28 protein-coding genes are annotated in these 22,440 nt (G+C 68.9%); 21 read left to right on the forward strand and 7 right to left on the reverse strand.

Annotated features, from left to right (window positions below):
• Positions 1 to 34: 34 nt before the first annotated feature.
• Genes KBY90_RS03440 through ccsB form a run of 4 tightly spaced genes read left to right on the forward strand, consistent with a single transcriptional unit; the run spans position 35 to position 3,376 of the window.
• Positions 35 to 508, forward strand: coding sequence for a hypothetical protein (locus KBY90_RS03440; protein ID WP_254967065.1), 474 nt, complete (start codon positions 35 to 37; stop codon positions 506 to 508).
• Positions 505 to 1,233: an LPS export ABC transporter ATP-binding protein gene (gene lptB, locus KBY90_RS03445; RefSeq protein WP_254967066.1), complete on the forward strand. Its 729-nt coding sequence runs from the start codon at positions 505 to 507 to the stop codon at positions 1,231 to 1,233. Before KBY90_RS03440 ends, lptB begins: the two co-directional genes overlap by 4 nt.
• 29 nt (positions 1,234 to 1,262) lie before the next feature.
• Positions 1,263 to 2,408 carry an LptF/LptG family permease gene (locus tag KBY90_RS03450; protein WP_254967067.1) on the forward strand — a complete coding sequence of 382 codons (1,146 nt, stop codon included), beginning with the start codon at positions 1,263 to 1,265 and terminating at the stop codon, positions 2,406 to 2,408.
• A gap of 32 nt (positions 2,409 to 2,440) precedes the next feature.
• A complete protein-coding gene (gene ccsB, locus KBY90_RS03455) occupies positions 2,441 to 3,376 on the forward strand; it encodes a c-type cytochrome biogenesis protein CcsB (protein WP_254967068.1) in 936 nt (311 codons plus the stop codon).
• Between the two features lie 8 nt (positions 3,377 to 3,384).
• Here the strand turns inward: ccsB and rpe are convergent, their stop codons facing one another.
• Positions 3,385 to 4,068, reverse strand: a complete 684-nt coding sequence (gene rpe / locus KBY90_RS03460) for a ribulose-phosphate 3-epimerase (protein ID WP_254967069.1) — start codon at positions 4,066 to 4,068, stop codon at positions 3,385 to 3,387.
• A 226-nt stretch (positions 4,069 to 4,294) separates the two neighbouring features.
• On the opposite strand from rpe, the gene glpX reads away from it, so the two are divergent.
• The 7 genes from glpX (at position 4,295) to KBY90_RS03495 (ending at position 11,465) form a co-directional block, all read left to right on the forward strand.
• On the forward strand, positions 4,295 to 5,299 hold the full coding sequence (gene glpX / locus KBY90_RS03465) for a class II fructose-bisphosphatase (RefSeq protein WP_254967070.1): 1,005 nt from the start codon (positions 4,295 to 4,297) through the stop codon (positions 5,297 to 5,299).
• Between the two features lie 44 nt (positions 5,300 to 5,343).
• Positions 5,344 to 6,654 (forward strand): glutamyl-tRNA reductase, encoded by a 1,311-nt coding sequence (locus tag KBY90_RS03470; protein ID WP_254967071.1) that lies wholly within the window; start codon positions 5,344 to 5,346, stop codon positions 6,652 to 6,654.
• Between the two features lie 125 nt (positions 6,655 to 6,779).
• Complete coding sequence (locus tag KBY90_RS03475) at positions 6,780 to 8,075, forward strand: glucose-1-phosphate adenylyltransferase (protein WP_254967072.1); 1,296 nt, start codon at positions 6,780 to 6,782, stop codon at positions 8,073 to 8,075.
• A gap of 214 nt (positions 8,076 to 8,289) precedes the next feature.
• Entirely contained in the window at positions 8,290 to 9,708 is a 1,419-nt protein-coding gene (gene gndA, locus KBY90_RS03480) for an NADP-dependent phosphogluconate dehydrogenase (protein WP_254967073.1), read from the forward strand.
• Positions 9,709 to 9,716: 8 nt separating this feature from the next.
• Entirely contained in the window at positions 9,717 to 10,463 is a 747-nt protein-coding gene (gene pgl, locus KBY90_RS03485; protein WP_254967074.1) for a 6-phosphogluconolactonase, read from the forward strand.
• 5 nt (positions 10,464 to 10,468) lie between these two features.
• The gene (locus tag KBY90_RS03490) at positions 10,469 to 11,050 is read left to right on the forward strand and encodes a CIA30 family protein (RefSeq protein WP_254967075.1); all 582 of its coding nucleotides are present in this window, start codon (positions 10,469 to 10,471) and stop codon (positions 11,048 to 11,050) included.
• Between the two features lie 7 nt (positions 11,051 to 11,057).
• Complete coding sequence (locus KBY90_RS03495) at positions 11,058 to 11,465, forward strand: hypothetical protein (protein WP_254967076.1); 408 nt, start codon at positions 11,058 to 11,060, stop codon at positions 11,463 to 11,465.
• 278 nt (positions 11,466 to 11,743) lie between these two features.
• On the opposite strand, the gene ilvD is transcribed toward KBY90_RS03495, so the two are convergent.
• The 3 genes from ilvD to KBY90_RS03510 are packed head-to-tail and all read right to left on the reverse strand — an operon-like array spanning position 11,744 to position 14,526.
• Positions 11,744 to 13,420, reverse strand: coding sequence for a dihydroxy-acid dehydratase (gene ilvD / locus KBY90_RS03500; RefSeq protein WP_254967077.1), 1,677 nt, complete (start codon positions 13,418 to 13,420; stop codon positions 11,744 to 11,746).
• 46 nt (positions 13,421 to 13,466) lie between these two features.
• Positions 13,467 to 13,850 carry a hypothetical protein gene (locus KBY90_RS03505; protein WP_254967078.1) on the reverse strand — a complete coding sequence of 128 codons (384 nt, stop codon included), beginning with the start codon at positions 13,848 to 13,850 and terminating at the stop codon, positions 13,467 to 13,469.
• 28 nt (positions 13,851 to 13,878) lie between these two features.
• Positions 13,879 to 14,526, reverse strand: a complete 648-nt coding sequence (locus tag KBY90_RS03510; RefSeq protein ID WP_254967079.1) for a uracil phosphoribosyltransferase — start codon at positions 14,524 to 14,526, stop codon at positions 13,879 to 13,881.
• 114 nt (positions 14,527 to 14,640) lie between these two features.
• Between KBY90_RS03510 and KBY90_RS03515 the strand changes: the two genes are divergently transcribed.
• Together KBY90_RS03515 and cobW are read left to right on the forward strand one after the other, a co-directional pair.
• Positions 14,641 to 15,132, forward strand: a complete 492-nt coding sequence (locus KBY90_RS03515; RefSeq protein ID WP_254967174.1) for a pentapeptide repeat-containing protein — start codon at positions 14,641 to 14,643, stop codon at positions 15,130 to 15,132.
• A complete protein-coding gene (gene cobW, locus KBY90_RS03520) occupies positions 15,129 to 16,229 on the forward strand; it encodes a cobalamin biosynthesis protein CobW (protein WP_254967080.1) in 1,101 nt (366 codons plus the stop codon). Before KBY90_RS03515 ends, cobW begins: the two co-directional genes overlap by 4 nt.
• 24 nt (positions 16,230 to 16,253) lie before the next feature.
• Here cobW and KBY90_RS03525 read toward each other — a convergent pair whose 3' ends face one another.
• Positions 16,254 to 16,631 carry a hypothetical protein gene (locus tag KBY90_RS03525; RefSeq protein WP_254967081.1) on the reverse strand — a complete coding sequence of 126 codons (378 nt, stop codon included), beginning with the start codon at positions 16,629 to 16,631 and terminating at the stop codon, positions 16,254 to 16,256.
• An 89-nt stretch (positions 16,632 to 16,720) separates the two neighbouring features.
• Between KBY90_RS03525 and purS the strand changes: the two genes are divergently transcribed.
• Positions 16,721 to 16,993: a phosphoribosylformylglycinamidine synthase subunit PurS gene (purS, locus tag KBY90_RS03530; protein ID WP_254967082.1), complete on the forward strand. Its 273-nt coding sequence runs from the start codon at positions 16,721 to 16,723 to the stop codon at positions 16,991 to 16,993.
• Positions 16,990 to 17,643 (forward strand): phosphoribosylformylglycinamidine synthase subunit PurQ, encoded by a 654-nt coding sequence (gene purQ / locus KBY90_RS03535; RefSeq protein WP_254967083.1) that lies wholly within the window; start codon positions 16,990 to 16,992, stop codon positions 17,641 to 17,643. Before purS ends, purQ begins: the two co-directional genes overlap by 4 nt.
• An 84-nt stretch (positions 17,644 to 17,727) precedes the next feature.
• Here purQ and KBY90_RS03540 read toward each other — a convergent pair whose 3' ends face one another.
• Positions 17,728 to 18,318 carry a peroxiredoxin gene (locus tag KBY90_RS03540; protein WP_254967084.1) on the reverse strand — a complete coding sequence of 197 codons (591 nt, stop codon included), beginning with the start codon at positions 18,316 to 18,318 and terminating at the stop codon, positions 17,728 to 17,730.
• 168 nt (positions 18,319 to 18,486) lie between these two features.
• On the opposite strand from KBY90_RS03540, the gene KBY90_RS03545 reads away from it, so the two are divergent.
• The 6 genes from KBY90_RS03545 (at position 18,487) to KBY90_RS03570 (ending at position 21,676) form a co-directional block, all read left to right on the forward strand.
• Positions 18,487 to 18,687, forward strand: a complete 201-nt coding sequence (locus KBY90_RS03545; protein WP_254967085.1) for a hypothetical protein — start codon at positions 18,487 to 18,489, stop codon at positions 18,685 to 18,687.
• A gap of 88 nt (positions 18,688 to 18,775) precedes the next feature.
• Positions 18,776 to 19,627: a galactose mutarotase gene (locus KBY90_RS03550; protein WP_254967086.1), complete on the forward strand. Its 852-nt coding sequence runs from the start codon at positions 18,776 to 18,778 to the stop codon at positions 19,625 to 19,627.
• Positions 19,628 to 19,732: 105 nt separating this feature from the next.
• Complete coding sequence (locus KBY90_RS03555) at positions 19,733 to 20,326, forward strand: Crp/Fnr family transcriptional regulator (RefSeq protein ID WP_254967175.1); 594 nt, start codon at positions 19,733 to 19,735, stop codon at positions 20,324 to 20,326.
• Entirely contained in the window at positions 20,323 to 20,607 is a 285-nt protein-coding gene (locus KBY90_RS03560) for a hypothetical protein (RefSeq protein WP_254967087.1), read from the forward strand. The genes KBY90_RS03555 and KBY90_RS03560 overlap by 4 nt, the downstream gene beginning before the upstream one ends.
• Before the next feature lie 75 nt (positions 20,608 to 20,682).
• Positions 20,683 to 21,030 carry a cell division protein SepF gene (locus KBY90_RS03565; RefSeq protein ID WP_254967088.1) on the forward strand — a complete coding sequence of 116 codons (348 nt, stop codon included), beginning with the start codon at positions 20,683 to 20,685 and terminating at the stop codon, positions 21,028 to 21,030.
• A 73-nt stretch (positions 21,031 to 21,103) separates the two neighbouring features.
• The gene (locus tag KBY90_RS03570; protein WP_254967089.1) at positions 21,104 to 21,676 is read left to right on the forward strand and encodes a peroxiredoxin; all 573 of its coding nucleotides are present in this window, start codon (positions 21,104 to 21,106) and stop codon (positions 21,674 to 21,676) included.
• Here KBY90_RS03570 and KBY90_RS03575 read toward each other — a convergent pair.
• Entirely contained in the window at positions 21,645 to 22,367 is a 723-nt protein-coding gene (locus KBY90_RS03575) for a superoxide dismutase (RefSeq protein WP_254967176.1), read from the reverse strand. The two genes, KBY90_RS03570 and KBY90_RS03575, sit on opposite strands and share 32 nt — an antisense overlap.
• Between the last annotated feature and the right edge of the window lie 73 nt (positions 22,368 to 22,440).

Consider the following 22,440-nt stretch of genomic DNA (forward strand, 5'->3'; position numbering starts at 1 on the left):
ACGGCCCTCCGGCCCGGCCGCCGCTCCGCCCCCCTTGCCCCCTGTCCCTCCGCCGCTCAGACCACCCCTGGCCGGCCTCGCACTGGTCGGCCTGATGCTCTGGGGGGCCCTGGCGCCCGGGCGGGTGGAGGCCCAGAGGCAGGCCCAGGCCGGCGAACCGGTGGTGACCCCCACCAGCGGTCTCGTCACCATCGAGTCCGACCTGCAGCGCGCTGACAACCTCACCGGTGTGATCACGGCCAGCGGCAACGTGCGCATCGTCTATCCGGACCGGCGGGTGGTGGCCACGGCTCGCCAGGCGCAGTACTTCACCCGGGAGGGACGGGTGGTGCTCAGCGGCGACGTCGATGTGATCCAGGTGGACGGCCCCTCGATCCAGGCCGACCGCATCACCTACCTGGTGGACCAGGAGCGGGTGATCGCCGAACCCGTGCGCGGCGGCCAGGTGTTCAGCCGCTTCCCCGTGCCCCAGGAACGGCGGGAACCGCGTTCCCCCGAGGCACGATGACGCTGGTGCTGGACGAGGTGCTCCTGGCCATCGGCGGCCGGGTGCTGGTCAACCGCGTCTCGATCGCGCTCGACCAGGGTGAGGTGGTGGGTCTGCTCGGACCCAACGGTGCCGGCAAGACCACCACCTTCGGCCTCGTCACCGGCCTGCTGCGCCCCGATGCGGGGCAGGTGCTGCTGGACGGACAGGAGATCGGCCGCCTGCCGATGCCCCAGCGCGCCCGTCTCGGGATCGGCTACCTGCCCCAGGAGCCGAGCGTGTTCCGGCAGCTGAGCGTGCGCGACAACCTGCGTCTGGCCCTGGAGCAGAGCGGCACACCCCGCTCCCTGCGCCGGGAGCGCCTGGACAGCCTGATCGCCGAGTTCCACCTCACCCCCTTCCAGCACCGGCGGGGTTTTCAGCTGTCCGGCGGGGAACGTCGACGCTGCGAGGTGGCCCGGGCGCTGGCGGTGGGCGTCAGCGGCCCCCGCTATCTCCTGCTCGACGAGCCCTTCGCGGGGGTTGACCCCATCGCCGTGGCCGACCTGCAGGAGCTGATCGCCGGCCTGCGAGAGCGCGGCATGGGCCTGCTGATCACCGACCACAACGTGCGCGAGACCCTGGCCATCACCGACCGGGCCTACATCCTCTCGGAGGGCTCGATCCTGGCCTCGGGCAGCTCCCACGAAGTGGGCCACGATCCTCTGGTGAGGCGGCACTATCTCGGCGAGGGATTCCGGCTGTGAGCGCTGTGCAACGCCTGCTGCGCCCTCTGTTGGCCCCCTGGCGCTCGCTGCCGCTGATCGACCGCTGGCTGCTGGGGGAGCTTGTCGGTCCGCTGCTGTTCGGCATCGGGGCCTTCACGGCGGTGTCGCTGTCGGTGGGTGCGGTGTTCGATCTGGTGCGCCGCATCGCCGAGTCCGGCCTGCCCGTAAGCATCGCGCTGCAGGTGCTGGTCCTGGAGCTGCCGTCCTTCCTGGTGCTGTCGTTCCCGATGGCCACGCTGATGGCCTGTCTGCTCACCTACAGCAAGCTGTCGGGCAACAGCGAGCTCACGGCGCTGCGCAGCGTGGGCGTGAGCGCCTGGCGGATGGTGTCTCCTGCCCTGGCGCTGGCGCTGGTGATGACCCTGCTCACCTTCGCCTTCAACGAGGCCGTGGTACCCCACACCCTGCGCCAGGCCGAGGCCACCCGGGACCGGGCGATCGGCAAGGCCGTGCTCGGGGAGGACCGGGAGCGCGTGAGCTACTCGCGCTTCGGCAACGTCACCCAGCCCGACGGCAGCCGCAACCGCACCCTCACCCACTTCTTCTACGCCCAGCGGATGAACCAGGGGGTGATGGAGCAGGTGACGGTGCTGGACCTCTCCCAGTCTGGTCAACGTCTGATGCTCACCGCCGAGGAGGGCCGCTGGAATGAGCAGGAGGAGATGTGGGAGTTCCGGGACGGCCGGCTCTATGTGGTGAGCGAGCAGGGCGGCGAGACCATCACCTCGGCCACCTTCGACCGCTATCTCTATCCGCTCGGCAACCAGCCCCTGAAGGTGGCCAAGCTGCCCACCGACGCCGAGCTGCTCACGATCGGCCAGGCCCGCACCGCCGAGCGCCTCCTGCGCGAATCGGGCGACCCCCAGGCCGCCCGCAAGCTGCGCGTGCGCATCCAGGAGAAGTTCTCCTTCCCGGCGGTCTGTCTGGTGTTCGGCCTGCTGGGCAGCTGCCTGGGGGTGAGGCCGAATGCCCGGCGTAGCCGCAGCCAGGGGTTCGGCCTCAGCGTGCTGTTGATCTTCGCTTACTACGTGGTGGCCTTCAGCTTCAGCGCCATGGGCGTGAACGGCGCCCTCACCCCCCAGCTCTCCGCCTGGCTGCCGGTGGCGATCTTCCTGCTGATCGGTGCCGGTTTGCTGCGTCAGGCCAGCCGCTAAGCGGCAGACTGGCCGCAGGACTTCCTCCGACCTTGCCTGATCTGCTGCATGACCCGGTGACGGCCCTCGGCCTCACCGCCTTCGCCCTGCTGTTGACCGTTCTGCCGCTGGCCTTCTGGTCCGTGAGCGGCGGTCGCAGCAGCACCGGCGTGCGCCTGCTCGTGGCTGCCGCCAATCTCTGTCTCACCGCCCAGCTGGTGCTGCGCTGGATAGGCTCCGGCCACTTCCCCATCAGCAACCTCTACGAGTCGCTCTGCTTCCTGGCCTGGGGCTGCACGCTGGTGCAGCTGCTGGTGGAGCGCAGCTGGCCCTCGCCTCTGGTTCCCGCCGCCACGACCCCCGTAGCTCTGGGCTGCGTGGCCTTCGCCAGCTTCGCCCTGCCCGAGCGGCTGCAGGAGGCGTCGCCGCTGGTGCCCGCCCTGCGCTCCAGCTGGCTTGTGATGCACGTGAGCGTGATCATGCTGAGCTACGCCGCCCTGCTGGTGGGCTCGCTGCTCTCCCTGGCCGTGCTGTTCACCGACCGGGGCCAGGACCTGGAGCTGCGCAGCAGCTCGATCGGCAGCGGCGGCTTCCGCCAGGCCCGTCTGGCCAGCGACGGACCCGGGGCCATGGCTGCCCCGCTGCAGCTCAGCAGTGTGTCGATGACGATGGCCGAGCAGCTCGATTCGCTCAGCTACCGCACCATCACGGTGGGCTTCCTGCTGCTCTCGGTGGGCCTGGTGAGCGGCGCCGTCTGGGCCAACGAGGCCTGGGGCAGCTGGTGGAGCTGGGATCCGAAGGAAACCTGGGCCCTGATCTGCTGGCTGGTGTACGCGGCCTACCTGCACACGCGCCTGATCCGCGGCTGGCAGGGCCGCAGACCGGCACTGCTGGCCAGTGCCGGTCTGGTGGTGATCGCCGTCTGCTACATCGGCGTCAACCTCCTGGGCATCGGCCTGCACAGCTACGGCTGGTTCTTCGAGGGCTGATCCGCCGATCAGGCCGCCACCGGTTCGGGGCGCCGGCTTTGCCGGATGCCCCGGATCGCCTCGGCGTAGTCGCCGGCGCCGAACACGCCCGAACCGCTCACGATCGCGTTGGCACCGGCCTCGATCACCTTCCAGGCGTTGGCGGGCTTGATGCCGCCGTCCACCTCGATCCAGGGATCCACACCCTTCTCGTCGCACATGCGGCGCAGATCGCGGATCTTGTCCACCTGGCTCTCGATGAAGCTCTGCCCGCCGAAGCCGGGGTTCACGCTCATCACCAGCACCAGGTCGCAGAGCTCGAGGCAGTACTCGAGGGTGTCCAGCGGGGTGCTGGGGTTGAGCACGGCGCCAGCCATCTTGCCGAGGTCGCGGATCTGGGCGAGGTTGCGGTGCAGGTGCGGGCAGGCCTCCACCTGCACGGAGATGATGTCGGCGCCGGCGCGGGCGAAGTCGGCCACGTACTTCTCCGGCTCCACGATCATCAGGTGCACGTCGAGGGGCTTGCTGGTGACGGGCCGCAGGGCCTCGACGATCAGGGGACCGATGGTGATGTTGGGAACGAAGCGGCCGTCCATCACGTCCACGTGGATCCAGTCGGCTCCCGCCTGATCCACGGCGCGCACGTCCTCACCCAGACGGGAGAAATCCGCCGACAGGATCGACGGGGACACGACCAGGGACTTCGTGCTCATGGGAGATGTCGGCATGGGAGGGCGTGATTGTAGGAAGGGGGCTGCGGTGCCTCCCTGGCGCTGTGCCGACCGGAGCCGCTGATAAAGTTGCTCCGCTTCAGGCCTGGGAGTGAGCGCAGGGGCAGGGGTCAGGGTTCAGGGCTGAGGGGTCATCCACTCAGCGATCCCAGCACCGCTTCTGAGGCCCGTTCCCTGCGCCTGCATCGTTCTCCCCTGCCGGTACACCGTGGATCGCACCCTCATTCAGGAAATTCTCGAGGTCGTCGAACAGGCGGCCATCGCCTCGGCGAAGCTCACCGGCATGGGCCTCAAGAACGAAGCCGACGCCGCTGCGGTCGAGGCCATGCGCGAGCGCATGGGTCAGATCCAGATGCAGGGCCGGATCGTGATCGGCGAGGGCGAGCGCGACGAAGCGCCCATGCTCTACATCGGTGAGGAAGTGGGCAGCGGCAGCGGCCCCGGCGTGGACTTCGCCGTCGACCCCTGCGAGGGCACCAACCTCTGCGCCAACAGCCAGCGCGGCTCCATGGCGGTGCTGGCGGCCTCCGACCGCGGCGGCCTGTTCAACGCACCCGACTTCTACATGAACAAGCTGGCGGCGCCGCCGGCCGCCAAGGGCAAGGTGGACATCCGCAAGTCGGCCACCGAGAACATCGAGATTCTCAGCCAGTGCCTGGGCGTGCCCAAGAGCGATCTGGTGATCGTGGTCATGGACCGGGCCCGCCACAAGGGGCTGATCGCCGAGATCCGCGCCACCGGCGCCCGGGTGCAGCCGATCTCCGACGGCGACGTGCAGGCCGCCATCGCCTGCGGGTTCGCCGGCACCGGCACCCACTGCCTGATGGGCATCGGCGCGGCCCCTGAAGGGGTGATCTCCGCCGCCGCCCTGCGTGCCCTGGGCGGCCACTTCCAGGGGCAGCTCGTCTATGACCCCGCCGTGGCCCAGACCAAGGAGTGGGAGGGGCTCACCCGCGAGGGCAACCTGGCCCGCCTGGCCGAGATGGGCATCAGCGACCCCGACAGGGTCTACGAAGCCGAGGAACTGGCCTGCGGCGAGAACGTGGTCTTCGCCGCCTCCGGGATCACCGACGGCCTGCTCTTCGACGGCGTCAAGTTCGAGCCGGACTGCACCCGCACCAGCTCGCTGGTGATCAGCACCCTGGACAACACCGCTCGCTTCACCACGACGGTTCACATCAAGGAGGGCGCCAAGAGCATCTCCCTGCGCTGAGGTTCCCACCCCCGCCAGCTCACCGGCTCCATCACGTTTCCTCCATGCACATCGCGGTCGTCGGACTGAGCCATCGCACGGCTCCGGTGGAGATCCGGGAGCGGCTCAGCATCCCGGAGCAGACGATGGAGGACTCCCTCCAGAGGCTGCGCAGTGATGAGCAGGTGCTGGAGGCCTCCATCCTCAGCACCTGCAACCGGCTGGAGATCTACACCCTGCTCCGCCATCCCGAGCAGGGCATCACCGCGGTGGGGCAGTTCCTCAGCCAGGTCTCCGGCCTGGCGATCGAAGACCTTTCGCCCCACCTGTTCACCTACCACCACGAGGAGGCGGTAGGGCACCTGCTGCGGGTGGCCGCCGGCCTCGATTCGCTGGTGCTTGGTGAAGGCCAGATCCTCTCCCAGGTGAAGCGGATGGTGCGCCTCGGCCAGGAGCACCGCTCCCTCGGTCCGATCCTCAACCGCCTGCTCAACCAGGCGGTGAGCACCGGCAAGCGGGTGCGCACCGAAACCAGGCTCGGCACCGGCGCCGTGTCGATCAGCTCGGCGGCGGTGGAGCTCGCCCAGCTCAAGGTGGGCCAGGCCCGCGGCCAGGACGAGATGGTGCCGCTCGATCAGGAGCAGGTGGCCGTCGTGGGTGCAGGCCGCATGGCCAGGCTGCTGCTCCAGCACCTGCAGGCCAAGGGCTGCCGGGGCGTGGTGCTGCTCAACCGCACCCTCAGCAAGGCGGAACTGCTGGCCGCCGATTTCCCCGACCTGCCCGTGCAGTGCCGCCCCCTGGAGGATCTGGACCACTGCCTGAGCACCTGTTCGCTGGTGTTCACCAGCACCGGCGCCGAGGACCCGATCATCAGCGCCGAGCGCCTCTCGGGGCTCAACCGGCGCAGCTCGCTGATGCTCGTGGACATCGGCGTGCCCCGCAACATCGCCGCAGACACCGCCTCGCTCCCCGGAGTGCAGGCCTTTGACGTGGACGACCTCCAGGAGGTGGTGGCCCGCAACCAGGAGGCACGCCGGGAGATGGCCGCCGAGGCCGAAGCCCTGCTGGAGGAGGAAGCGCGCCTGTTTCTGGAGTGGTGGGACGGCCTTGAGGCGGTGCCGGTGGTGAACCGGCTGCGCCGCCTGCTGGAGGACATCCGCGAACAGGAACTGCAGAAGGCCCTCAGCCGCATGGGACCGGACCTCTCGGCCCGGGAGCGCAAGGTGGTGGAGGCCCTCAGCAAGGGCATCATCAACAAGATCCTGCACACCCCGGTCACCAACATCCGGGCGCCGCAGCCCCGTCCGCACCGCCACACGGCGATGCGGGTGCTCGAGGAGCTGTTCGAACTCCATGACCCCGTACAGTCCGACTGATCCCGGTTGATGGGATCACCGCTGTGCTGCCTGCAACAGTTCGTGCCCCTCGCCCCCCTCCCCCCTGGCCTGATGACCGGGCCTTCCCCTACGGTCGCCGCAGCCCAACAACGGGGACGGCTGGCATGAAACGGGTACTTGCGATCATCCTCGGCGGTGGAGCGGGCACGCGCCTCTATCCGCTCACCAAGATGCGGGCCAAGCCGGCCGTTCCCCTGGCCGGCAAGTACAGGTTGATCGATATTCCCATCAGCAACTGCATCAACTCCGAGATCAACAAGATCTACGTGTTGACGCAGTTCAACAGCGCTTCGCTCAATCGTCATCTGACGATGACCTACAACCTCTCGGCCGGCTTCGGCCAGGGTTTCGTGGAGGTGCTGGCTGCTCAGCAGACCCCCGACAGTCCCAGCTGGTTCGAGGGCACGGCCGATGCCGTGCGCAAGTACCAGTGGCTGTTCCAGGAATGGGACGTGGACCATGTGCTGATCCTCTCCGGCGACCAGCTCTACCGGATGGATTACAGCCGTTTCGTGCAGCACCACATCGACAGCGGCGCCCAGCTCTCGGTGGGGGCCCTGCCGGTGGATCCCCAGCAGGCCGAGGGTTTCGGACTGATGCGCACCGATTCCAGTGGTCGCATCCAGGAATTCAGGGAGAAGCCCAAGGGTGAAGCCCTGGAGGCGATGCGGGTGGACACCCAGAGTCTGGGTCTGTCTGCCGAAGAAGCTCAGCAGAGGCCCCACCTGGCCTCCATGGGTATCTATGTCTTCAGCCGCGACACCCTCTTCGACCTCCTCAATTCCAACCCGGCCGCCACGGATTTCGGTAAGGAGATCATCCCGATCGCGCTGGAGCGTGGTGATCGTCTGCAGAGCTATCTCTTCAACGACTACTGGGAAGACATCGGTACGATCGGTGCATTCTATGAGGCCAATCTCGCTCTGACCCAGCAGCCCAATCCACCATTTTCCTTCTACGACGAGAAGTTCCCAATCTACACGCGTCCTCGCTATCTGCCGCCCAGCAAGCTGCAGGATGCCCAGGTCACCGAATCAATCATTGGCGAGGGGTCATTGCTGAAGGCCTGCAGCATTCACCGCTGCGTGCTCGGGGTGCGCTCCCGCGTGGAGGATGAAGTGGTGCTCCAGGACACGCTGGTGATGGGATCGGACTATTTCGAATCCTCCGAGGAACGGGCCCTGCTGCGGGAACGGGGCGGAACACCCGTCGGCATCGGGCGAGGCACCACGATCAAGGGAGCGATCGTGGACAAGAACGTGCGCATTGGCCGGAACGTGACGATCACCAACAAGGACCGTGTCGAAGAAGCTGACCGTCCGGAGCTGAACTTCTACATCCGCAACGGCATTGTCGTGGTGGTGAAGAACGGCACGATTGCTGACGGAACCGTGATCTGAGATCCCTCAATCAGCCAGCGCGGTTTCCGGGCAGCATCTTCCGGCAACGGCCATCTCTCACGGCCACCTTTCACGGCCAGCTCCCGTCGGTCGGCGGCCCCCGTCGCGAGCCGTCACCTGTTCTGGATTCATGACATGGCCGCCCATGTTGTGACGGATCTGGACGTTGCCGACAGCAGTTGTTCACACTGACGGAACAACACACGCGCATTGCATGGGAACGGCACATTTCGGCCTGATCGGCCTGGGTGTGATGGGCGAGAACCTGGTGCTCAACGCTGAGCGCAACGGCTTCTCCAGCGTCGTCTACAACCGCACCTGGGCCAAGACGGAAGCCTTTCTCGCCGGCCGGGGTGCCGGCAGGGACATCAGCGGTGCCCGCACCCTCGAGGAGTTCGTGGCCGCCCTGGAGCGGCCGCGCCGGATTCTGATGATGGTGAAGGCGGGTGAGCCCGTGGACGCCATGATCGCCACGATCTCACCGCTGCTGGAGGAGGGCGATCTGCTCATCGACGGCGGCAATTCGCTCTACACCGACACCGAGCGCCGGGTGAAGGAGCTGGAGAGCCGCAGCTTCGGCTACATCGGCATGGGCGTCTCCGGCGGTGCCAAGGGGGCGCTGGAGGGGCCGAGCATGATGCCCGGCGGTACCCGCGCCGCCTACGACGCGATCGAACCCCTGGTGCGCAAGATGGCCGCCCAGGTCGAGGACGGTCCCTGTGTGACCTACATCGGCCCCGGCGGTGCCGGCCACTTCGTGAAGACCGTGCACAACGGCATCGAATACGGGATCGAACAGATCCTGGCCGAGGCCTACGACCTGATGAAGCGCGTCGCCGGCCTCAACGGCGACCAGATGGCCGCCGTGCTGGCGCAGTGGAACGAGGCCGAGGAGCTGGCCTCCTATCTGGTGGAGATCACCGAGGTGTGCCTGCGCACCAAGGACCCCGACGACGGCGGCGACCTGGTGGAGCGGATCGTGGATGCCGCGGGCCAGAAGGGCACGGGCCTGTGGACCGTGGTGAGCGCCCTGGAGATGGGGGTGCCGGTGCCCACCATCTACGCCGCCCTCAACGCCCGGGTGATGAGTTCCCTGCGGGAGGAACGGCTGCGGGCCGGTGCGGTGATACCGCCGCCCGCCAGCCACTCCTTCGACCTGGGCACGCCCGCCGATGCCATGGCGCCCCTGCGGGACGCCTGCATCGCCGCCTGTGTGGTGAGCTACGGCCAGGGCATGGCCCTGATGCAGGAGGCGTCCCGGCTGCATGACTACAACCTCGACCTGGCCGCCATCGGCCAGATCTGGAAGGGGGGCTGCATCATCCGGGCCCGCCTGCTGCAGCGGATCCAGGACGCCTACAACGCCAGCCCGCAGCTGGCGAACCTGATGCTCGATCCCTGGTTCGCAGCCCTGATCAACCGCTGTCTTCCCGGCCTGCGCCAGGTTGTGGCCGGTGCCGCCCTGGCCGGCATCCCGGTGCCCTGCCTCTCCAGCACCCTCGACTACATCGACAGCTACCGCAGCGGCCGCCTGCCCCAGAACCTGGTGCAGGCCATGCGCGACTGCTTCGGCTCCCACACCTACGAGCGGGTCGACCGGCCGGGCACGTTCCACACTGAATGGTTGAGCTGAGTCTCGCCATGACCACCATCGACTCCCCATCACCCTCCGCTGCCCGGTACCGCCTGGAGGTGGTCGCGTCCCCGGAGGCCATGGCCCGCCGCTGCTCCGAGACGATCGCCTCGGCCATCGACCTGGCCCTGGCCGAACGGGACCGCTGTCAGATCGCCCTGGCCGGCGGCCGCACGCCCGCGGCCACTTACCGCCAGCTGGGCCAGGAGCATCTTCCCTGGGAGCGGGTGGATCTGCTGCTCGGCGACGAGCGCTGGGTGCCGGTGGAGGCTGAGGCCAGCAACGCCCGTCTGCTGCGCGAGACGCTGATGGCCGGCGGCCCGGGTCGAGAGGCCCGGCTGCACCCGGTGCCCACCCACCTGGCCAGCCCGGCGGAGGGGGCACGGGCCTACGCCCAGACCCTCGCCAAGCTCTGCGGCGAGCATCCGCCCGTGCTGGATCTGGTGCTCCTCGGCCTGGGGGAGGACGGCCACACCGCCTCGCTCTTCCCGGGTACCGCGGCGACCGCGGTGACGGACCAGACCGTGACCGTGAGTGAGGGCAAGGGGCTGCCGCGCATCACCCTCACAGCGCCGGTGCTCTCCGCCGCCCGCAGGGTGGTGTTTCTGGTGAGTGGGGCGGACAAGTGCGAGGCGCTGGGCCGCCTGCTCGACGCCGCCGAATCCGTGGAGCGCACACCGGCCCGGCTGGTGCGGCCGGCCGCCGAGGTGCTGGTGTTCGCTGACCGGGCTGCGGCTGAAGGTCTGGAGGCCTGAGCGCGATGCAGGCCGAGCAGGGCACCATGCCCCAGCCGGGGGACGGGCTGGAGATCGTGGCTGGAGCCGGTTTCAGCGGCTGGAGCACCCTCAACGACGTGATCATGGGGGGACGCAGCTCCGGGTGGTGCAGCGCCGGCTCCGACGGACTGGTGATGGAGGCGCAGGTGGTGGCGGAGGGTGGCGGCTTCGTGAGCTGCCGCTCGCCCGACTTCGTGCCGCCGCTCGATCTCTCCGCCTACCGCGGACTGGCCCTGGAACTGGACGGCGACGGCCGCCGCTACAAGCTGGCGATCGCCTGCGCCGACCGGGTGACCGGAGCGGCGGAGCTCATCCCCGGCGGACTGCGCTGGGTGGCTGAGTTCGGCACCGAACCCAGCGGCACCACCCGGGTGGTGCTGCCCTTCCAGCGGCTCACCGCCAGCGTGCGGGCGCGCCCCCTGGGGCTGCCCCTGCGTTTCGATCCGCGCCGGATCAGGCGACTGCAGATCCTGCACTCCAGGTTCAACGACAGCGGCGGCCCCAACCCGGGCTTCCGGGCCGGGCCGCTGCGGCTGGTGATCCGCCGGATCGAGGCGGTGGCCTGAGCGCGCCATGGCCGAGATGCTCAGCCTGTCGCTGGAGCAGCTGGCCCGGGTTGCGGACCTCTGCCTCCCGCCCTGGCGCCATGCCGTGCGGCGGAGCGAGCCCTGCAGCGCTGAACATGAGCCTGGCGGGGATGCGGCCCTGATTCCCCTGGACTGCACGCTGCGGCTCGAAGCGCGCGATGGTGAAGGGGTGCGTCAGCCTCAGCACGATCTGGAGCTGGAGATCTACCGCAGCGGCGCGGAGCTCAACCTGATGCTCAGCCGCGTGGCCGAGGAGCAGGCACCCCTGCTGTGGCATGGCCGCCATCCGGTGTGGCTGGATGGGGAGTCCGGCGAGCGCCGCGAACGGCCCGCCGATGGGCTGCCGCTGGAAGCCTTCAGCCGCCGCCTGCGGGCCCTGCTGGCGGTGGAGTGACGCCACTGGAGTGATGGCGGCGGCGGCGCTCGGCCGGTTGACACACCCGTACTACCGGGGCTAGTACAGGCGTACTGGAGTCAGTTTCTCGCCGCCGCGTCCCATGCCTTCCCGTCCCATGCCGGTCGTCGCCTCCCCCTACGCCCCCTTCCGCGCAGCCGAGTGGATGCGCACGCCGCCGGTGCCGCCGGCCGCATCTGTCCCCAGGCCCGGCCCGCAGCCCCCAGGTGCTGCGCGGCGGGCCTGAGCAGCAGCCTCTCTTCGCTCTGAGGCAGGCCTCAGAGCTCCGGCTGGTCGGTCACGGCCCCCTTGCTGCTGCTGCTCACCAGGCGCGCGTACTTGCCCAGCACACCGGTGCGGTAGCGGGGCTCGGGCTTCACCCAGGCGGCGCGGCGGCGGGCGATCTCCTCGTCCGGCACATTCAGCTGGATCAGCAACTGGTTGGCATCCACGGTGATGCTGTCGCCCTCCTGCACCAGGCCGATGGTGCCCCCCACGGCGGCCTCGGGGGCCACGTGGCCCACCACCAGGCCGAAGGAGCCGCCGGAGAAGCGGCCGTCAGTGATCAGCGCCACCGAATCCAGGAGCCCCTGGCCCACGATCGCGGCGGTGGGGCTGAGCATCTCGCGCATGCCGGGGCCACCCACCGGGCCCTCCTGGCGCACCACCACCACATCCCCGGGCTTGATGCGCTTGTCGAGGATGGCGGCCAGGCAGGTCTCCTCGCTCTCGAACACCCGGGCCGGGCCGGTGATCCCCGGGTTCTTGACGCCGCTGATCTTGGCCACCGCGCCCTCCTCGGCCAGGTTGCCCTTGAGGATCGCCAGGTGCCCCTTGGCGTAGAGGGGGTTGCTGAGGGGCCGGATCACGTCCTGATCGGCGGGAGGCTCGGAGGGCACCTCGGCGAGCACCTCGCGCAGGGTCCTGCCCTCGATCGTGCGGCAGTCACCGTGCAGCAGGCCGGCATCGAGCAGCAGCTTCATCACCTGGGGGATGCCGCCGGCCCGATGCAGATCCACCGTCACGTAGCGGCCGCTGGGCTTGAGGTCGCAGATCACCGGCACCCGCTGGCGGATGCGCTCGAAATCCTCGATCGCCAGTTCCACCCCGGCGGTGCGGGCCACCGCCAGCAGGTGCAGCACCGAGTTGGTGGAGCCGCCCACCGCCATGATCACGCTGATGGCGTTCTCGAACGCCTCGCGGGTGAGCAGATCGCGGGGGCGGATGTCGGCCTGGATAGCTTCGGCGAGCACCTCGGCGCTGCGGGCGGCGCTGTCGGCCTTCTCGGGGTCCTCAGCGGCCATGGTGGAGCTGTAGGGCAGGCTCAGGCCCATCACCTCGAAGGCGGCGCTCATCGTGTTGGCGGTGAACATGCCGCCGCAGCTGCCGGCGCCGGGGCAGGCGTTCTTCTCGATGGCGGTGAGCTGCTGCTCGTCGATCTGGCCGCCGCTGTACTGACCCACCGCCTCGAAGGCGCTCACCACCGTGAGGTCGCAGGCGCCAAGCTTTCCGGGCTTGATCGTGCCTCCATACACAAAGATGGAGGGAATGTTCATGCGGGCCATGGCCAGCATGGCGCCGGGCATGTTCTTGTCGCAGCCGCCGATCGCCAGCAGGGCGTCCATGCTCTGGCCGTTGCATGCGGTTTCGATCGAGTCGGCGATCACCTCCCGGCTCACCAGGGAGTACTTCATCCCCTCGGTGCCCATGGAGATGCCGTCACTCACCGTGATCGTGCCGAACATCTGGGGCATGGCACCGGCCTGGTGAGCGGCCTCCTCGGCACGCCGGGCCAGGTCGTTCAGTCCCAGGTTGCACGGGGTGATGGTGCTGTAGGCGTTGGCGATGCCGATGATCGGCTTGCTGAAGTCGCCGTCGCCGAAGCCCACGGCGCGCAGCATGGCGCGATTGGGTGAGCGCTGGACCCCCTGGGTGATGGCGGCGGAGCGGAGCATGGGGCGATCGTCAGGTCGCAGCTCTGCAACCTACCCAGCGGTGGTCTCAGCCCTGGGGTTGCAGCTGCTCCAGCTGGCGGCGCACGGCTTCGATCGCCTGGTTGAGTTCGTGCACCTTGTCATGGAGGTCCTTCTCCCCGGCGGGGCCAGCCTCCGGGGTCACGGGCACCGCGGTGCCACGCAGGGCGTCATCGAGGGGATCGGCACCGCCCTGCAGGCGGGACAGGCGGAGGCTGCGCTCCTGGCGGGCCGCCAGACGCCGGCGCTCCGCCACCGACAGCAGCCACCAGCCGAGGCCGGCGGCGCCGAGCACGGCCCCGGCCACCGCACTGGCCAGCACGGCGGAACCCTGGGAACAGCGCACCTCGGCATCCCGGAAGGTGGCATCCCCGGAGGTGCGGCTCAGGTCCGTCCGGTCGCGCTCAGCCATGACAGTGCCTTGCCTCTGCCTTCAGAGCCTAGGCAGCAGGCACAGCCAATTCCACTGACGGGCAGCCGAACAGCCGCTCGGCCACGGCCCCGATGCCGGGGCTGATGCGGCCATCGGCGGCAAGGGTGGGGTCGATGCAGGCGGTGTAGAGGGTGAGCTCCGGGAAGGATTCCCCCAGGCGCTTGAGGCCGTCGCTGGCGACGAGCGCCGTCACCACCCGCAGCCTCGGACCCGCCACGCCCTGGTCGGCCAGCGTCGCCAGCAGCGTCTCCAGCTCACTGGCGTCGCCCACCTCCGCGGCGAACACGAGCACGCCGCAGCGGGGATCGATGCCGGCATCCGGCAGGGCTTCACCCCGGCGCAGGTGCAGCACCCGGGCGGTGGGAAGCACCGTCCTGGCACCATCCCACAGGCCCAGACCGTCAGGGCAGAGGGGGATGGCCAGGATCGGCACGGTGGCATCGACCACCTGCCCCTGGCAGGGCGCAAGATCGGTGTCGACGCTGACGAAGCGATGCGGCAGCCAGTCGCGCAGAGCCTCGTAGGTGAGCCAACGCCCCAGTTCGGTCGTGGCGCTGGCGTAGAGCGGACCCGGCGTGCTGGGATCGCGCAGCACGGTGAGCCAGTGACCGATCAGGGGGTGGGGGGGCACCACCACCCGCAGGGTCATCGCCATGGTTGCCATAACTTGAGCGTTCACCGTAGGTGCGCACCGATGCCCCGCCTCCCGGTCCAGCCCCGCCGCATCTGCCCGCCACGCCGCAGCGCTCCGGTGCAGCCACGGGGATGGATGCCCGCGGCGCTCGGTCTGCTGCTCGCGGCACTCGTGGGCCTGCTGATCAGCGCACCCACGGCTCTGGCGATCACCGCTCCGGAACTCCGGGGTCAGCGAGCCCTGCAGGATCTGCAGCCGGACATGCATGGGCGCACCCTGCTGCAGGCGGAATTCCTGAAGGCGTCGCTGGCGGGGTACGACTTCAGCCAGGCCGACCTGCGCGGTGCGGTGTTCAACAACAGCGATCTTCGCGGCGCCGATCTCCAGGGCGCGAATCTCGGCGATGTGGTGGCCTATGCCACGCGTTTCGATGACAGCGATCTCAGTGGTGCCATCCTGCGCAACGCCATGCTGATGCAGAGCCGCTTCAGCGGTGCCCGCATCGATGGCGCCGATTTCACCGATGCGGTGCTGGACCTGCCGCAGCAGAAACAGCTCTGCGAGCGCGCCAGCGGTGCCAATCCGGTGACCGGTGTGCGCACCCGTGACAGCCTGGGCTGCCGATGACCACCAGCACCTCGCCAGCCGTGACAGACACGCGACATGCCCGGCTGCCGGTGACGGTGGTGACGGGTTTTCTCGGTGCCGGAAAGACCACCCTGCTGCGGGAGCTCCTGCTGCGCAGCGGCCTGCGCCTGGCCGTGCTGGTCAACGAGTTCGGCGAGGTGGGGATTGACGGCGACCTGCTGCGCAGCTGCGGGTTCTGTCCCCAGGACGAACTCGAGGGCCGCCTGGTGGAACTGAACAACGGCTGCCTCTGCTGCACGGTGCAGGACGACTTCCTGCCCACGATGACGACGCTGCTGGAGCGGGCCCATCAGCTCGACGGCATCCTGGTGGAAACGAGTGGCCTGGCCCTGCCTGAGCCCCTGGTGGCGGCCTTCGACTGGCCGGAGATCCGCTCCCGCACCCGTGTGAACGGTGTGGTGACGGTGGTGGACGGGGAGGCGCTGGCTGGCGGAGCGGTGGTGGCTGATCCCGCCGCGCTCGAGAACCAGCGCCGGGCCGATCCCAGCCTCGACCATGCCACCGCCATCGATGAGCTGTTCGCCCAGCAGCTGGCCAGCGCCGACCTGGTGCTGATCAGCCGTGCCGATCGCCTCGGCGAGCCGCAGCTCGACCAGGTGCGCCGGCGCCTGACCGGCCAGATCCGCACCGGCACGCCGGTGCTGCCGGTGGCCCGCGGGGTGCTGCCCGCCGAGGTGCTGCTGGGACTCGACCACCGAGCCGCCCCCCCTGACGGCCACGACCACGACCATCACGGCCACGACCACCATCACGATGACCACCACGACCACCATCACCATGTGGCGATGGAGTCCCTGGCGCTGCAGCTGACGGGCTGCTTCCAGCGCGCGGCGGTCGAAGAGGCCGTCTCGCAGATCATCCGCAGCCACGCCCTGGTGCGCGTCAAGGGAAGACTGCGCATCCCCGGCAAGGCCCGCACCCTGGAACTGCAGGCGGTGGGACCACGCCTGGAGAGCTGGTTCAGCGCGGAGGCGCCGCCGGACGGAACGGAGCCGGCGGGTCTCGACCTGGTGATGCTGGGCTTCGCGCTGCAGGAGGACAGCCTGCGGGCCGGTCTGGCGGAGCTCCTGGGCTAGGGCGCCTGCTCGGGTGCTGGCGGATCAGTCCAGGGGGATCTCGCCCTTGGCGCAGACACCGTCCCAGCAGAGTGCGGCATCGGCGCTCCACTGCGCCTCCACCGCTCTCCAGTCGCGGTTGCCCCGCTGCATCCGCACCGAACCGCGACCGTCGTGCTCGAACCACAGCCGCTCACTGCCCACCAGCAGGCTCCAGCGTTCGCCGAGTTGATCCACCGTCATCCGGCAGTCCTGCCAGGGTCCGCCCTCCAGGCGGCAGCGCAGCGGCACGGCTGGATGCTGGGGTTGAGCCCAGGAGGCCGGCGGGGCGCTCCACAGCATCAGGGCAGAGGCCAGCGCCGCCAGGCTGAGCACCTGCCTCCATCCCAGGCGTACAACCGTCCCCAGACGGAGGACCGGCATGATCGGCAGCGCTACTACCTTCAACGTGCGCCCCTGTGCCAGTGCTGAAGCCCAGGGGCTGCGAAGATGTAACAAACTCGCCAGCCGCCGTGCCCACCTTCCACGCCCGCGTTCAGGTTTCGCTCAGACCATCGGTGCTCGACCCCGCCGGAGAGGCGACCCGGGCGGCGGCGGCGCGGCTGGGTGTGGATGGGGTCCGACGCCTGCGGATCGGCAAGGCCATCGAGCTGGAACTGGAGGCCCCCGACCGGGCCACGGCGCAGAGCCAGCTGGAACTGATCAGCGACCGCCTGCTGGCCAACCCAGTGATCGAGAACTGGAGCCTGGACATCAGCGAGCCGGCGGCGGCTGAGCACCCATGACCGTCGGTGTGCTCGTCTTTCCCGGCTCAAACTGCGACCGCGACGTGCGCTGGGCCCTGGAGGGTTGCCTCGGGGTTCCCACCACCTTTCTGTGGCATGAGCAGCGCCAGCTCGACGGCATCGATGCCGTGGTGATTCCCGGTGGCTTCAGCTATGGCGACTACCTGCGCTGCGGAGCGATCGCCCGCTTCGCGCCCGTGCTCGAGGCGGTGAGGGCGTTCGCTGCTGCCGGCGGCCCGGTGCTGGGGATCTGCAACGGCTTCCAGGTGCTTACCGAGATGGGTCTGCTGCCGGGGGCGCTGACGCGCAATGCCGGCCTGCATTTCATCTGCGAACCGGCCGAGCTGCGGGTCAGCCCCGGCGGCTGTCGCTGGCTGCAGGGGTATGGCGCGGGGGAGACGATCCGGTTGCCGATCGCCCACGGGGAAGGGCGCTACCAGTGCGACCCTGAAGACCTGCGCCGCCTGGAGGACAACGGCCAGGTGGTGCTGCGTTACGCCGCCAATCCCAATGGATCGGTGGGCGACGTGGCAGGGATCAGCAATCCCGCCGGCAATGTGCTCGGGCTGATGCCCCACCCGGAGCGGGCCTGCGACCCGGTCACCGGCGGGGTGGATGGCCGGCCTCTGCTGGCTTCGCTGCTGCGCTGAAGCCCGCACAAGGCGCCCAGCAACCCATCAAAAAGGGGGTGCCGGAGCACCCCCATACAGATCGGATGGAGCCGAGCGACCGTTTCAGTTGACGGCGGCGAAGAAGTCCTTCGACTTCACCGGATCGGGATTCATGGTCTTGTCGCCGGGCTGCCAGTTGGCGGGGCACACCTCATCGGGATGGCTCTGCACGTACTGGAAGGCCTGCAGCACCCGCAGGGTCTCGTCGACGCTGCGGCCCACGGGCAGGTTGTTGATCGTGCTGTGCATGATCACGCCCTCGGGGTCGATGATGAACAGACCGCGCAGGGCCACGCCGGCCTCCTCGTCGAGCACCTCGTAGGCACGGGCGATCTCCTTCTTGAGGTCGGCCACCAGGGGGTACCTGCACTCGCCCAGACCACCGCTGGTGCGCTCGGTCTGCACCCAGGCCAGGTGGGAGAACTGGCTGTCCACGGACACACCCAGCACCTCGGTGTTGCGGCTGGTGAAGTCTGCGTAGCGGTCGGAGAAGGCGGTGATCTCCGTGGGGCACACGAAGGTGAAGTCGAGCGGATAGAAGAACAGCACCACGTACTTACCGCGGTACTGGCTCAGGGAGACCGTCTGGAACTCCTGGTCCACCACGGCGGTGGCGGTGAAGTCGGGGGCCTGCAGACCGACGAGTCGGGACATGCTCGATGTGCGGGGTGGAAGGGGAGGACGAACTGAAACGTGGCAGGCAGGGCGACCCCGTGGCCGAGGCTCGAAGCCGAACTCGTACCGACTTCCAGTTGTCCCTAACAATTTATCACAAGGGCGTGACCGCCGGGCCATAGGCTGGTCAGTCAGCAGCAGTCATCCATGGCCTGGGATCCCGTCGTCCTGCGCAAGCACAACAGCACCAGCCACTTCCGGCTCCTGAGCCAGTTGCGCTCCGAGCTGCGGGAGAACCCCCTGGTGCGGCCCAAGGAGGGCGAACGCATCGGCGAGGTGAACCGCAGCAAGTCGTTGGTGCGCGCCGTGGAGAACAAGATCGCCAGCATGGCCCGCAGCCGCCGCTGAGCGGCTGTGCTTGTTTCCTGGCAGAACCCACCACGAGCCTGAGCCGGAATCTTCGATAGCGCTGTCGTTCGCGGTTCGCCGGCGCAGCATGGTTCTGGTTCAGCGGGATGCTCCCTACCCCCACGTCGAGTTCAGGGATTCCCTCGATGGCGACCTGCTGCGGGTGGTGCCCGAGCGAGGTGGCCTGATCACCGGCTGGCGCTGCGGCGGCAGGGAGCGGCTCTATTTCGATCAGGAGCGCTTCCGCGATCCGGCCCTCTCGGTGCGCGGCGGGATGCCGGTGCTGTTCCCCATCTGCGGTGGCCTTCCGGGTGGCGTGCTCAGCCTGCCCGAGGGAAGCTTCCAGCTGCCGCAGCACGGGTTCGCCCGCGATCTCCCCTGGCAGCTGCGTCCGCTTGCCGATGGCCGGGGCATCGCCCTGGAGCTGGAGCACAACGCCACCACCCTGGCGCTCTACCCCTTCCGCTTCCTGCTGCGGCTGGAGGTGCGGCTGGCCCCGGGAACCCTGGAGATCGCCGCCACGGTGCACAACCGCGGTGAGGCCCCGATGCCGTTCAGCCTCGGGCTGCATCCCTATTTCTGCATCACTGACCTGGCAACAGCGCGCTTCGAGGGCCTGCCTCCCCGCTGTGTGGACCAGCTCACCGGCCAGGAGTGCGACACCGACCAGCAGATCGATCTGATGGCCGAGGGCATCGACCTGCTGGCCCAGCCGGCCGGGCCTGTGCGCCTGGTCGATCCCAGCGCCGGCACCACCCTGGAGCTGCAGCCGAGCGCCCCGCTGGATCGGGTGGTGATCTGGAGCGACCCTCCCCGCCCGATGGTGTGTCTCGAACCCTGGACGGCACCCCGGGGGGCGCTGGTGAGCGGCGAGGGCCGGCTGGAGGTGCTGCCGGGATCCCAGATCCAGCTGCACAGCCGCTATCGCGCCGTGGCCTGAGACGACGCGCGTTGCAACTGCAACTTGCTATTGAGAATCGCTTGCAAAAGGGGGGCTGGTGCCTCTAGGTTGCGAGCAGTTCTCAACAAGCACCGCCGCGTGGCCATGGGATTCCGTTTCCTGCCCGATGAGGCCGTGGCTGCCGTCCGCGTTCCCGCTGGCCAGTCCGTGCTCATCGACACCAGCCTGCACACTGCCGGCAGCGCCATCGAGGTGCTGGAGGGGGTGGCGCGGGTCTACTGCCCCTGCGAGGAAACCGAGGGCATGACCATCGCATTCCTCCAGGTGGGCGATCAGCTGTGCACTGACCGCCTGTGCAGTGAGGGGGTCTGCGTGGAGGCGCTCACGCCGCTGTGCTTCCGCAACCACAGCGAGAGCAGCGACCGCCAGGGCTTCGATGCCGTCAACGAGTGGACGCTGCAGCTCCTGCGCATCCGCCATCTGGGCTCGGCGGAGCAGCGTCTGCATGCGCTGCTGGCCCTGCTGGTGAACCGGCTGGGCCGCCGCTGCGGCGACTGGTGCGACCTGCCCTTCCGCCTCACCCATGAACGCATCGGTGAGCTGATCGGCACCACCCGCGTCACCACCACCCGCCTGATCTCGCGCTTCCGCAGCGCCGAGCTGATCCAGGTGCCGGCGGGAGCAGCGGGCCTGCGCCTGGCTCCCGCCCTGGTGGAAACCGCTCCCCTGGCGGCATGAACCACGCCGCCATGCCCAGCTGCGTCACCACGGGCGACAGCCTGGTCGCCAGCCTCTGCCGGGAGGTGGATGGGCTCCGCCAGCGCAGCCGCCAGCTGCACGACTGCATGCACCGCTGCCAGGACTCCCGCCTGTTCACCCGCCTCCGTCTCGAACTCGATCAGCTCCAGCGCCGGCGCCGCACGCTGCAGCAGTGCGCCCGCTCCTGGCGGCGTGAGCAGCTGCGCGATCCCCTGGCCCTCGATTTCCTGCTGGAGCTCTGCAGACGGCCCCTGCCGTGATCTGGCTTCACAGAAAAGCGAAGCCGACCTGAAGGGGCCCGGCACCACACTGTCGGCCGAACCAGGTTGAAGGGCATGAACAGCTCCTTCACCGCCTTCCCGGTTCCGGTGCCAGGTGTGGCGCCATCCCAGCCCTGGGCAGGATCCAGTCCAGCCGTCGGCGGCGGTTCCCAGGTGCTCGTGTTCACGCCGCGCAGCCTCAACGACGCCCGCACCGTGATCGCGGCGGTGCGCGCGAACCGCACCGTGGTGGTGAATTCGGCCTGGCTGGAGGACAGTCCGGGGCAGCGGCTGATCGACTTCGTCTGCGGCGGCATCCAGGCCATCTGCGGTCAGGTGCACCGCATCGCCGAGGAGGTCTTTCTCTTCGCCCCCGCGGGCACGCGTGTGCAGGCCAGCCAGGCTATGCGCATGGAGGCTTAAGCGGAGTGACTATGGGTTAGGGTGGTTCTGGCGCCGGGGTTCCGGCGCCCGCTCTCACCCCGCTCCCCGATCCATGCCTCCGCTCGCCCGCGTGCCCGATGTCACCTTCAAGACCCGGGTGCGCGATGAATCCGTCCCCGGCCCCAACCCCTACCGCTGGCAGGACCTCACAAGCAATGAAATCTTCGGCGGCCGCAAGGTGGTGCTGTTCGCCCTCCCGGGTGCCTTCACCCCCACCTGCTCCTCCAATCACCTGCCCCGCTACGAGGAGCTCTACGAGGAGTTCCGCGCCCATGGCGTGGACCAGATCATCTGCCTGTCGGTGAACGACGCCTTCGTGATGTTCCAGTGGGGCAAGCAGGTCGGCGCCAGGAACGTGTTTCTGCTGCCCGATGGCAACGGCGAATTCACCCGCAAAATGGGCATGCTGGTGGACAAGTCGAATCTGGGATTCGGACTGCGCTCATGGCGCTACTCGATGCTGGTGAACGATGGCCAGATCGAGAAGATCTTCCTGGAGCCGGAGTTCGGCGACAACTGCCCCGTCGATCCCTTCGAGGTCTCCGACGCCGACACGATGCTGGCCTACATCAAGGGTACCGAACCCGCCGGGGTCACGGCTCCGCGCCGGGAGTTCGAGGGCTGAGAGTTGGTTGGCCGGCACTGGCTGGGCTCAGGGCTTCGGCATAGCGCTGATTCACCTGATCCCAGTTCACCAGCGACCACCAGGCCGTGATGTAGTCGGCCCGGCGGTTCTGATAGCTCAGGTAGTAGGCGTGCTCCCACACGTCCAGCCCCAGCAGGGGCGTGCCGCGCTCGATCCCGGGCAGGTTCATCAGCGGATTGTCCTGGTTGGCGGTGCTGGTGACCGCCAGTGTTCCGTCGGGGCGCAGGATCAGCCAGGCCCAGCCGGAGCCGAATCGGGCGGCCGCCGCCTGGCTGAAGCGCTCCTGGAGCCCCTGCGCTGAGCCGAACGCCGCATCGATGGCCGCCTCCAGCTCCTCGGAGGGGGCACCACCGTCGCCGGCAGGCGCCATGGCGCTCCAGAACTGGCTGTGGTTCCAGTAGCCGCCGGCGTTGTTGCGCATGGCGTCGGGCAGCCGCCGTGCCCGGGCCAGCAACTGCTCCAGCGAGAGTCCGGCCAGATCGTCCCGCTCGCTGAGGGCCGCGTTGAGCTGGGCCACGTAACCGGCGTGGTGGCGGTCGTGGTGGATCTCCATGGTGCGCGCGTCGATCACCGGCTCCAGGGCATCGAAGGGGTAGGGCAGCGGTGGCAGCTCGAAGGCCGCCTGGGCCGGTGCGGCTGCCACCAGCAGCAGCACCAGCCAGCCCAGCATCAGCAGGCGGCGCAGCGCGGGGATCAGGAAGGACATCGTCTGGCGGGGCCGTTGACGGGGTTCTAACGCAGCC

Source organism: Cyanobium sp. CH-040, assembly GCF_024346135.1.
GTDB lineage: Bacteria > Cyanobacteriota > Cyanobacteriia > PCC-6307 > Cyanobiaceae > NIES-981.

What these genes read in the sequence shown, in the direction of transcription:
- KBY90_RS03560 (WP_254967087.1), top strand. Translation starts at nt 20,323, where the DNA reads ATGAACCACGCCGCCATGCCCAGCTGCGTCACCACGGGCGACAGCCTG.
- KBY90_RS03475 (WP_254967072.1), top strand. Translation starts at nt 6,780, where the DNA reads ATGAAACGGGTACTTGCGATCATCCTCGGCGGTGGAGCGGGCACGCGC.
- KBY90_RS03525 (WP_254967081.1), bottom strand. Translation starts at nt 16,631, where the DNA reads ATGCCGGTCCTCCGTCTGGGGACGGTTGTACGCCTGGGATGGAGGCAG.
- KBY90_RS03570 (WP_254967089.1), top strand. Translation starts at nt 21,104, where the DNA reads ATGCCTCCGCTCGCCCGCGTGCCCGATGTCACCTTCAAGACCCGGGTG.
- KBY90_RS03490 (WP_254967075.1), top strand. Translation starts at nt 10,469, where the DNA reads ATGCAGGCCGAGCAGGGCACCATGCCCCAGCCGGGGGACGGGCTGGAG.
- purQ (WP_254967083.1), top strand. Translation starts at nt 16,990, where the DNA reads ATGACCGTCGGTGTGCTCGTCTTTCCCGGCTCAAACTGCGACCGCGAC.
- pgl (WP_254967074.1), top strand. Translation starts at nt 9,717, where the DNA reads ATGACCACCATCGACTCCCCATCACCCTCCGCTGCCCGGTACCGCCTG.
- KBY90_RS03545 (WP_254967085.1), top strand. Translation starts at nt 18,487, where the DNA reads ATGGCCTGGGATCCCGTCGTCCTGCGCAAGCACAACAGCACCAGCCAC.
- lptB (WP_254967066.1), top strand. Translation starts at nt 505, where the DNA reads ATGACGCTGGTGCTGGACGAGGTGCTCCTGGCCATCGGCGGCCGGGTG.
- cobW (WP_254967080.1), top strand. Translation starts at nt 15,129, where the DNA reads ATGACCACCAGCACCTCGCCAGCCGTGACAGACACGCGACATGCCCGG.
- KBY90_RS03555 (WP_254967175.1), top strand. Translation starts at nt 19,733, where the DNA reads ATGGGATTCCGTTTCCTGCCCGATGAGGCCGTGGCTGCCGTCCGCGTT.
- KBY90_RS03550 (WP_254967086.1), top strand. Translation starts at nt 18,776, where the DNA reads ATGGTTCTGGTTCAGCGGGATGCTCCCTACCCCCACGTCGAGTTCAGG.
- KBY90_RS03565 (WP_254967088.1), top strand. Translation starts at nt 20,683, where the DNA reads ATGAACAGCTCCTTCACCGCCTTCCCGGTTCCGGTGCCAGGTGTGGCG.
- KBY90_RS03515 (WP_254967174.1), top strand. Translation starts at nt 14,641, where the DNA reads ATGCCCGCGGCGCTCGGTCTGCTGCTCGCGGCACTCGTGGGCCTGCTG.
- KBY90_RS03505 (WP_254967078.1), bottom strand. Translation starts at nt 13,850, where the DNA reads ATGGCTGAGCGCGACCGGACGGACCTGAGCCGCACCTCCGGGGATGCC.
- ilvD (WP_254967077.1), bottom strand. Translation starts at nt 13,420, where the DNA reads ATGCTCCGCTCCGCCGCCATCACCCAGGGGGTCCAGCGCTCACCCAAT.
- KBY90_RS03495 (WP_254967076.1), top strand. Translation starts at nt 11,058, where the DNA reads ATGGCCGAGATGCTCAGCCTGTCGCTGGAGCAGCTGGCCCGGGTTGCG.
- rpe (WP_254967069.1), bottom strand. Translation starts at nt 4,068, where the DNA reads ATGAGCACGAAGTCCCTGGTCGTGTCCCCGTCGATCCTGTCGGCGGAT.
- KBY90_RS03510 (WP_254967079.1), bottom strand. Translation starts at nt 14,526, where the DNA reads ATGGCGATGACCCTGCGGGTGGTGGTGCCCCCCCACCCCCTGATCGGT.
- KBY90_RS03540 (WP_254967084.1), bottom strand. Translation starts at nt 18,318, where the DNA reads ATGTCCCGACTCGTCGGTCTGCAGGCCCCCGACTTCACCGCCACCGCC.
- KBY90_RS03575 (WP_254967176.1), bottom strand. Translation starts at nt 22,367, where the DNA reads ATGCTGGGCTGGCTGGTGCTGCTGCTGGTGGCAGCCGCACCGGCCCAG.
- gndA (WP_254967073.1), top strand. Translation starts at nt 8,290, where the DNA reads ATGGGAACGGCACATTTCGGCCTGATCGGCCTGGGTGTGATGGGCGAG.
- KBY90_RS03470 (WP_254967071.1), top strand. Translation starts at nt 5,344, where the DNA reads ATGCACATCGCGGTCGTCGGACTGAGCCATCGCACGGCTCCGGTGGAG.